This window comes from Noviherbaspirillum malthae (assembly GCF_015352985.1).
Taxonomy (GTDB): domain Bacteria; phylum Pseudomonadota; class Gammaproteobacteria; order Burkholderiales; family Burkholderiaceae_D; genus Noviherbaspirillum; species Noviherbaspirillum malthae.
In genome coordinates this window covers 1-8,583 of record NZ_JACYXF010000127.1, presented here as the reverse complement: position 1 = coordinate 8,583, position 8,583 = coordinate 1, and the positions used below count along the sequence as shown (strand labels likewise).

General features: G+C 54.3%; 8 protein-coding genes. 2 read left to right on the top strand and 6 right to left on the bottom strand.

Annotation, left to right across the window (positions count from 1 at the left end):
* Positions 1 to 123: 123 nt before the first annotated feature.
* Together IGW03_RS36595 and IGW03_RS36590 are read right to left on the bottom strand one after the other, a co-directional pair.
* Positions 124 to 573 (bottom strand): single-stranded DNA-binding protein, encoded by a 450-nt coding sequence (locus IGW03_RS36595; protein ID WP_194727302.1) that lies wholly within the window; start codon positions 571 to 573, stop codon positions 124 to 126.
* A 314-nt stretch (positions 574 to 887) separates the two neighbouring features.
* Positions 888 to 1,316, bottom strand: coding sequence for a hypothetical protein (locus IGW03_RS36590; protein ID WP_194727301.1), 429 nt, complete (start codon positions 1,314 to 1,316; stop codon positions 888 to 890).
* 63 nt (positions 1,317 to 1,379) lie between these two features.
* Here IGW03_RS36590 and IGW03_RS38585 point away from each other — a divergent pair, with 63 nt between their 5' ends.
* Positions 1,380 to 1,718: a hypothetical protein gene (locus tag IGW03_RS38585; RefSeq protein ID WP_228536330.1), complete on the top strand. Its 339-nt coding sequence runs from the start codon at positions 1,380 to 1,382 to the stop codon at positions 1,716 to 1,718.
* A 269-nt stretch (positions 1,719 to 1,987) separates the two neighbouring features.
* Positions 1,988 to 2,704, top strand: coding sequence for a helix-hairpin-helix domain-containing protein (locus IGW03_RS36580; RefSeq protein WP_194727304.1), 717 nt, complete (start codon positions 1,988 to 1,990; stop codon positions 2,702 to 2,704).
* Positions 2,705 to 2,865: 161 nt separating this feature from the next.
* Here IGW03_RS36580 and IGW03_RS36575 read toward each other — a convergent pair whose 3' ends face one another.
* From IGW03_RS36575 to IGW03_RS36560, 4 genes are all read right to left on the bottom strand, one after another.
* Positions 2,866 to 3,693 (bottom strand): hypothetical protein, encoded by an 828-nt coding sequence (locus tag IGW03_RS36575; protein ID WP_194727300.1) that lies wholly within the window; start codon positions 3,691 to 3,693, stop codon positions 2,866 to 2,868.
* 1,349 nt (positions 3,694 to 5,042) lie between these two features.
* On the bottom strand, positions 5,043 to 5,447 hold the full coding sequence (locus IGW03_RS36570) for a hypothetical protein (RefSeq protein ID WP_194727299.1): 405 nt from the start codon (positions 5,445 to 5,447) through the stop codon (positions 5,043 to 5,045).
* Between the two features lie 79 nt (positions 5,448 to 5,526).
* Positions 5,527 to 6,201 (bottom strand): hypothetical protein, encoded by a 675-nt coding sequence (locus IGW03_RS36565; protein ID WP_194727298.1) that lies wholly within the window; start codon positions 6,199 to 6,201, stop codon positions 5,527 to 5,529.
* 764 nt (positions 6,202 to 6,965) lie between these two features.
* Positions 6,966 to 8,351, bottom strand: coding sequence for an ISNCY family transposase (locus IGW03_RS36560; protein WP_438943714.1), 1,386 nt, complete (start codon positions 8,349 to 8,351; stop codon positions 6,966 to 6,968).
* Positions 8,352 to 8,583 lie beyond the last annotated feature (232 nt).

The following is an 8,583-nucleotide window of genomic DNA, read 5'->3' as shown; positions in this document are numbered from 1 at the left end:
TCCTCGAACGCTTACCGACACTGCCGGCTAGCCGTGTCACCGAACTGCTGCCGCATCGCTGGACGCCCGCCTAAACTTCTGCTCGTAGATTCGGTATCCCGTCAATGTGGGATGGCTGGGCGCTTACATCCATTGAACGTGAATCCGCTGCCTTTCCGGGTGAGCCGGATGGGAACTGCTGGGATGGAAAAAGGTGTTGCCGGATTGAGGATCGCTGCGTTTCCGCGATTTTCCGCTGCGGGAGGGAGGAAGCTTCGTCTTGCGCTTGCTATGCGCAGGTGTAGGTGAAGGTGCGCGTCGCCGGTCACTGTCGGGATCGCCATCGCCATCGCCATTGCCGGATCCACCACTTGCTTCTCCGCCACCGCCATCAACGCCGTTGGCGCCGTTACTTTCCGCCGCCGCGTCCATGCCGTCCGACGTCGACGCCAAGATGTTTTCCGGGGGGCGCGATTTCGATGTGGCGATGGAGGCCATGACGCGCTCCAGTACCCTTTCAAAGGAGCTTGGCAGATAACGGGTTTCGGGGTCGCGTCCCAGATTTCCGACAATGATGACTTTGTTGACGTGCATATTAGGCCTTCGTAAGTAGGCGCCTCGTGCTAACTGTGAATTTGTCGATAGAGGCGCTCCGCCGATGGTAACCGATGTAATCACCAAGCGACGCTACGGATATGCGGAGAGAGTGTCTGCATGACGGCGCCTGCATGTAAACCGCTGCGGTCATAGCATCACAGCGTGCATCGCTAGCGGCCAACGGTGTAGACATCACTGAAGGCTCGGCAAACGATATCCTTACGTTAACCGACTACATGGGCGAGATGGATGCACAATTTCCTTGTTTATTTAAGCAAATTCACATTCTATTTGCAGGCTTTGCCCACCTATCAGCCGCCGACGATTTTACACCTGCGAGTTGCATCCACAGATATCAAAAGGAAGAAAGATAGATGACGTTTGTCACCTTGTGCAAATTCATGTGGAGCACCGAATTTGGGCATCGGCGATATAGCCATTGCGCACAATGAATAGCACACATCGCCGTAACGACTATGTGAGGAAAGAGCAGCAATGCCGTAGTTTTCGCGCCACGGGAAAATACTGCAAGCCGCCATCAGCGTGCGCGTACAATTTGTATGATTGTTGGCGTTGGTCCGCAAGAGGTACGCTGATTGAGCTCTGGGATGCAAACTTGCAGGCGTGACGGCCTTTGACTTGCCATGACCGCCATGGGGTGAGGCACGATCAAAGACCTGGAGCAATGGGAATGTGTCGTAGATGGAGCGACATAACATGATTGTGGTGCGGTCAATCATGTTGGCACTAGCGTCCACACGTAGGGCAATTGTTTGAATTAACTTGAGAAGGAAAAGCTAAAAATGGCACGAACACCGGTAGGCAACCCACAACCAAAAGCTGCGCCGAAAAAGGTCGCGCAAAAGGCTTTAATGAAACGCGTCAAAAACCTGTCTTCAACTGAACAAGACATGTCAGATCCGAAGCGCAAACCCAAGTCCGGCGCTGAGCAGATAACGCGTGTTGGATCGGGCACGGCGCGGCAATCCGCACCGGTGGGGGCGCCGGATGGGCATATCAATGTCGGCGTAACGAAAGCCACGCGGGCGGGCTTGCACAAGCTCAAGGCCCTTTACGGCCTGAACAGCCAGGCGGAGGTGGTCGCACGCATGGTACGCACATGCTTGAAACTGGCGAAGTAACAGGTTCGGAGGAGCCTAACCGGCATGCATAAGTAAGAGACAATGCCAATTTGCTCCTCCTTCAAATCTGGCGGCGAGCATGCTGTTTAGATTTGACATCGAAAAAGGAACTGGGAGGGGGTGGCCTGGGCCATATAAAGCATGCCATTGCGTACGTAAAAGCGAACCAGGATCGATCTTCTCTGCCGCGTTTTTGAATTCCTAGTCGATTCATTTTTTACACCAAGCCGGCTGATCCGAGATGCGAAGCGCTTTGATGTGAAAGTCCGCTGATCGATGCCACGGTCAGCGGATGGTACGCCACGCTCGAAGAACGACAGGGGTATTCTGGCGATAGCCGTGGACGGTCAATTGTGCTGCCGGGCCTGCGCTTGGTGAAAGGATCGTCAGTCGAAGGGGCCGATAACGCCACCATCGCACATGTGATGCCCCCGTTTACCACCTTAGACGACATAGCCGAACGCGCGAACCTCTCCACACAGGATCTTCAAGCGTTGGCGAAGGTAAATGCGTTGGTCGAGTTGGCGGGACACCGACGGCAGATGGCATGGGACGTTGCTGACATGCGACCCATGTCCGAGTTATTGCGGGATGCGCCGATCCCCGACGTGTCGCTAGAACTGCGTGTGCCGACGGACGGGAAGGGGATCGTGGGCGACTACCATAACACCGGCCTCACGCTGCGACATCCGCTGGCGTTGCTGCGCAAGCACCTGATCGCGATGAATCTGAATACGGCCGAAGAGCTGCAGACACTTCAGGACCGCAAGCGGGCCCGATCAGATGAAACCGGGACGACGCAGGTGATTGTCTGGCAAAGCCTGGTGGAGCAACAGAGGAAAGAAATGCTGAACGCCACATTGCTGACAGTCTACGGCGTCTGGCAGCACGACGGCGCCTCAATGCACCTGATTGCAAAACGGCTTGTCGAACACACGTCAGTGCTCAGGGCTTTGAACAGCATCAAGAGCCGGAATTTTCATTGATATCAACCGCTCCTTAAAACAGTAAGGTTCCACTGGGTATCCATGTAGATTCAGTTAACCACGTAGGCATTGTGCGCCCATACAGCCTGCGTATATGAACCAATCTGGATTTCATCGGCGTTCTGTTATGCCTCGAGCTTGGTATACGGAGACCACCGCTGCTACAACGGGGTCGCGCTATGCTCCTTCCGCCATTGTTCCCCGCGCAGCTGCCAAATGCAACCAGGTGTAGAAAGCAGGGCCGAGGCATCCAGTCGTTTTCGGTCGCAGAGACGGTTTTGGTCATGCATGAATCGATAGTATATTTTGGGCGTGTGGCCACGGGCCATTGAGTAGCCAAGCAGCCAATGATCAGCGAACGCTTCGGGAGCATAAGGTTTGCTTTTTAGCCAGTCGTAAAAGGCGGCAAGAAGGGCATCGAAATGTGGTCCCCCCGGTGGATGCAGCAGCTGGGCTTGGGCATGCACCCTACTAGCGTCATAGAGATCGTCTAGCGCGTGTGCCATGTCTGCAGCAGTCCAGCGGCGCGCAATGGCGCGCCTGATCAGATCATTGAGCGTCGCCCGGTTGAACAGGTCAATACGCGGCAGGACTGTCACTCCTCTGTCTGGCGTTCCTGTAGTGTCAGTTGCCGGAGAAGGATCGACGCGATCCAATCGCAGATACATTTGGCGAGCCTGCCAGCTGTCGATGCGATCGCGTTGCACGGCCAGAAACAACGGCTCCCAGTATTTTCTTAATTTTGTTTCGATGCTGTCTGATTGAATCGAGGTAGCTGCCGTTTTAGCGATGGCACATGTGGCGGCATGGTGTATTAGTTCTTCCGGAACCGGAGCGGTTGGAGCGTAGCCGGATTCGAGTTGGGCGAACAGCTGAGCGATGTGCCGCGCGAGAATACGAGCCGCTGACATCAGCGAATCGGCTTCTTCATCACTATGCAGATCATCGCTATGCCAGATATCGTCCAAGGTCTTTTCGGTATGGCGCATCTGATCTCCTTGGTTCGTGAAAGGGAAGGTAGGGGTATAGCTACACTCTACGTTTCCACAGCCACAATGGAAACACTGTCACGGCGCAATGTCGCTTGCTATTTCGGTTTTCCACTTCGATGGTTTGGTAACGACTTAGCCGAACCACATCATGGATGGTGGAGGTGGCATGCAGGCAGTCTGGATACAATGCCCGCAATAGCATGCTCGATACGTACCACAGGACGACGGCGCCGCTTCGCACCTGATTGCTATGCGACTTATTGGTCAACTGCTGATGCTTGACAAACGTTACCAGATTGAAACAGGCGAAGATAAACCTGCAGGTGCAATGCGGGTGAAGGCGTAAACCGATCGACTGCGCACACAGTATTGAAAAGGCGAATATCAATGACACATACCAAGGCTTCAAAGGGGGCGATGGATTCCCCAGCTCGCTACGGCATTGCTGATGCCGCCAGGACCCGCGTAACGGCCCAGATGCTTCAAAACGCACTTGCCGTACGCAGGCCGCAACCCAGACCAGCCGCGATGCCAGCAAATCTGACTATGCGAAAACAGCCATAGCATCTTTACCGCTTCTACTTGCCCTTGGCAGACAAACTTGCGACTTGAATGATCTGGGGGAGGGGACGTATTTGAACTTCGCGCCGCACTGACATTCTCGAAGAATGCAGGCATAAAACGCATAGCGGGATGTTGTCTATAGCGGTTCGCCAGCGCACTGGGGACAGAATTGGGGTATCGCATTTATCAGGTGAACCATCGCGTTTTTCTTCCTTGGATCTGAAACGTTTTTCCAAGCGTGAGTGCAAAGCAGAAAACAGTGAATGAAAAGCGCCGTTTGTTTTGTGTCGTTTTTTAAGACACGCAAGCCGCAGGCAAGAAAATTTTTGCTTGTCACGGCGCGTCAGCAGAATTGGGCTTGTCATGCGCATGCAAGCGGTGACGGTTGCATGCTGTCATAGCCGCAGCCAGCATGGTGTCCATGCACATACGATAGAATGCCGACGAAAGCCAAGCTAAGTGGAAGAGGGTAGCCAGCGTCAAAGGTGACGTGCCGCCGCGGGGCGGCGTTGATCAGGTAAGGCAGGTCGCCGGCAGGCAGCCACCAGCCGCAGTGCACAGGAGCGACCTGATCTGGGCGCCATCGAGCTTGCCATCGTGGCGCCAATGAAAGTTTGGCGCAATGCGAACTCCGTCCCTACGATTTCATAGTGTACGATAATTCGCAAGAAAATTAACGACACGGTGCACCTTTCCAAGGCAGCACTGTGCATGCTGCGAGCACCAGAACCAGACAGCTGTATCAATACAGCTGTCTGGTTCTCATGCAGAGTTGCGGTCTGCTAAGCAGCTCTCGCGACAAGATACTTCCTTCGAAGTACGTCGATCGCTTTATCGTCTTGCTCAGGCGTGAGAGTCAGGTCTTCTCTTTCCCGTTGCTTCGGATAGACCTCAATACGCTGCACATCGATCAGATACCAGTCGGTTGTGGCACGGGCGATGCGAAACGCTGTCGCTCCTTGGGCGTAGCTGTAGCTGTTAGCCGACGGGCCTGCCGGTACCTGGTAAAACGACGCGCCGCTGCGCTCGCGTTTGGGAATGCCGAGGGCGTCCAGCTTCGCCTCGGCCCGTCGCATGGCCGACAATACATCCTGGGCGTCCACCAGATTGACTCGCGCCCGCTGCTGTTGTGGCGCGACCGCTTCGTCAATTGCGACGGCGTTTTCCGGCACGATCTTGATTTTCATGAGATCTTTCTCCCCTTTAAAAAGTTTCGTGGATGGCTAGCAGAGTACTGCTGGAAAAATTGCCCGCGACGCGCACTAGCTACCGCACGCGTGCAATGTGTGCACGAACGTAGTGTTGGACCTCGACCTTTGCTTGCTCGAGCAAGCGTGTTTGATTAAACCGGGAAACTGGAATCCCGGCTTCAAGGAAAAGGTTAATGACGGCGAGTGGGCGATCGCTCTTGAGTGCAGCACACTTAATAATTCGCTCGTCCAGATGGTTTAACCAAGGAAGAACCAGATGCAAAAATTTGGCATTGCACACCCGGACAGCGAGTTCCATGTCGTTGTGGTGACGTTGAGCCAGCGGCTGCAAGCGAAGGCCGTGTCGAACAAACCCTTCCAGCACTTCGAGAAGCTTGGGCCCATCGTCAAGTGCACGTGCAGCGCCGGCGAAGCAATAGTGGACAAAGCCGTTCTTCTTCAGTAAAGATGCCTTAAACAGATCCTCTTTTCGCGGGGCGTCCATTTGTGCCAGAAACGCTTCCAGGATGGGTCCGGCATGAAGCAAGGCGGCGGGCTTGCACAATCCAGCGATAAACTGTTCGGTAAGCGCATGATCGCTGGCCAGCCGCGCGAAAAGTCGGGGAGCGAACAAGCGCCAGCTATCATTGCCATGCGCCGCGCAGGCCCACACGATTGCCATGAGATGCGGTCCGCATGTCTGCGTAGCGAAGTCGATCAAACGATCAAGCGGCGATGATTGGGTAGTCATGTTGCCCTCCGTTTCCCTGTCCACTTTTAACGATGCGCTGGCCGGTCTCTACGTTCGCCAACGCTTCTGACAGCATCATTATTACCGAAGTCCAAACGCATACAGCACTAAATGCCCGTGCCGTACCAGTGGTCGTTATGCCAAAATCGGAATGTCGTTAATGTGATCACTGTTATTGACAAATAATAAAAACTATGCTTTGAGCGATCGGCATCCGCTGCTGCCCTGGGCCCGCTCAGAAAAGGTAGCTGAAGGCCGCTGACATTGCGGCATTAACCTCGTCTCGGATTCGCGCTACCGCAAGGTCGGCGGGCTTTTTTATTTTAGCCATAGGATCTCCTCGCCATTGAGGCGTTGAGGCGGCGTTGAGGCCTGCCAGGAAAGCGATGCCAACGGCTCGGCGGGTGCTCCATCCGAGAATCGAAGCGACCAAGAGGTGCAATGGCTGGCTTTTGCGCATTCAGCTAAAAGGGGGTGCGAGCACATCGACCGCTATAACTCAAGCCATGCGGTCACCCTAATCAACTTCATTTTTGGCACAAGGATGAAACTTTGGCAGCCACAAGGTGTGATATCTTGGAATCTAATAGCGCACAATTTATGTCAACGCCAAGTTCAAATGTCCGCTTGCGGGCAAAGTTCAAATGTCCGGTTTGGGGGGCGGTTTTTAGGTTTTTTAGGTTGTTTTTTGCTGGTTTTGTTATCAACATGCAGCCGCGACAGCGGAATGCCTGTTCGGAGAGGTGTTGGTCTAAATTAACAGCTCAGGTTGCCAAGGCCGACTGTTTGATTGCCATTTCCATATCTGTGGCGTCCAGTGCCCGCTGTCTTTTCTTGCCAGGCTCAGCTTTCTTGGTCGCCCGCGGCAAGCCGCGATGCGTTCTTGCCGGCGCCGACTGGCTACGCCTGCTATCACGCTCGGCCTGCACTAGCTGTGCAATCTGCAGTACATGTCCAAGTCGCTTATTCTCGACGATGGCACCCTGACTCACTTCAGGCAACCGATCATAAGTGGTGTAGGGCAGGCAAGTGCCACTGGTCTGCAGCTCAATGCGCCCGTCGACATACTCGTATACGTCGATGTATTGACCAATCAGTTTCCGATTGCTCTTCGTATCGCCAATCAGGTAGATCGTCTTGTCGTACTGCAGCGTCAGCACGTGGGATACCTTGCGCTTCTCACGATGCGTAAAGATTGATTCCAGATCCTCGTCCTCGCGCAGTGGCCGGTGCGCATCCCAGTCATTCCTTGGCGGCTTAGCGAAACGCCGGTTATAGTCGGCAATGAAGCAGGGCGCATAGGCGTTGGCCGCCTCCATTGTGGAGATGCCTTGCAGTCTGAGTTCTTTAACCAGTCGGTCCTGCAGCGTCAGGTTTGCCCGCTCCACCCGTCCTTTGGCCTGGCTGCTATTGGCGCAAATGCTCTCAATGTTGAGTTCGTACAGCGCTCGTCCAAACTGCGTATGTCCGCTACCACCTTGGGGTTGTTTACTGTTGACTCGGAAGACGCTGTACTGGTCACTGTAGAAGGCTTGCGGCTTGCCATGCAGCTCGATGTAGCGCCGTGTTGCCTCGAAATAGCTGAAGGTCGACTCGGAATAGGTAAAGTGCAGATGCATCAGCCGGCTGGTCGCGTCATCGATATAAACCAGCAGAGTGCAAGCTGGAGCGCGTTCCTCAAACCAGGCATGATCACTGCCATCAATCTGAATCAGCTCGCCAACGCAATGGCGCCGGTTGCGAGGCTGATAGATCGTTGACGAGCGTAGCCGACGTGGAATCCACAAGCCAGCCTCCATCATTAGCTTGCGGATGGTTTCCTTAGATAATGGTAAGCCATGAACTTCCTGTAGCTTCTCGCATGCCAGGGTCGGGCCGAAATCCGCGTAGCGCTCACGTATGATATCCAGCGCTTGCTTCGTCAATTCTGCCGGCGTGCGGTTATTGCTCGGTCGAGCACAACGCCGCGATACCATGCCAGCCGGTCCTTGCTCGCGTACACGGTTCACCAGGCGGCGTATCTGCCGGTCCGTCAGTCCCAGACGTTCGGCGGCACGTCCAGGCTTCAAGTTACCATCGACGACTGCCTGGATGATCTTTAGACGGTCCAATTCTCGCATCGTCATCGTAATTGCTCCGGTCCTGTCCATGGCCGCTCCCAAACCCGTCTGTAATAGGGTTATCCTGCGGAAAAACGGACATTTGAACTTTGCTGAAACCGGACATTACAACTTTGCTCCCACAATTTAATTTTATAATCTTGGTAGTTTCGGATTGATGTTGCGTAGGTTTTGGTTGTGAAGTTCTTTATTTTTCAATGGGAACGGCGGGCGAGTTATCCACAGGATATCCTCATTTTAAAGATTTGCTGTTGCGTCCCTT

Coding starts and splice junctions, on each gene's coding strand:
- IGW03_RS36595 (WP_194727302.1), bottom strand. CDS start 573: ATGCACGTCAACAAAGTCATCATTGTCGGAAATCTGGGACGCGACCCC.
- IGW03_RS36590 (WP_194727301.1), bottom strand. CDS start 1,316: ATGATTGACCGCACCACAATCATGTTATGTCGCTCCATCTACGACACA.
- IGW03_RS38585 (WP_228536330.1), top strand. CDS start 1,380: ATGGCACGAACACCGGTAGGCAACCCACAACCAAAAGCTGCGCCGAAA.
- IGW03_RS36575 (WP_194727300.1), bottom strand. CDS start 3,693: ATGCGCCATACCGAAAAGACCTTGGACGATATCTGGCATAGCGATGAT.
- IGW03_RS36570 (WP_194727299.1), bottom strand. CDS start 5,447: ATGAAAATCAAGATCGTGCCGGAAAACGCCGTCGCAATTGACGAAGCG.
- IGW03_RS36565 (WP_194727298.1), bottom strand. CDS start 6,201: ATGACTACCCAATCATCGCCGCTTGATCGTTTGATCGACTTCGCTACG.
- IGW03_RS36560 (WP_438943714.1), bottom strand. CDS start 8,351: ATGGACAGGACCGGAGCAATTACGATGACGATGCGAGAATTGGACCGT.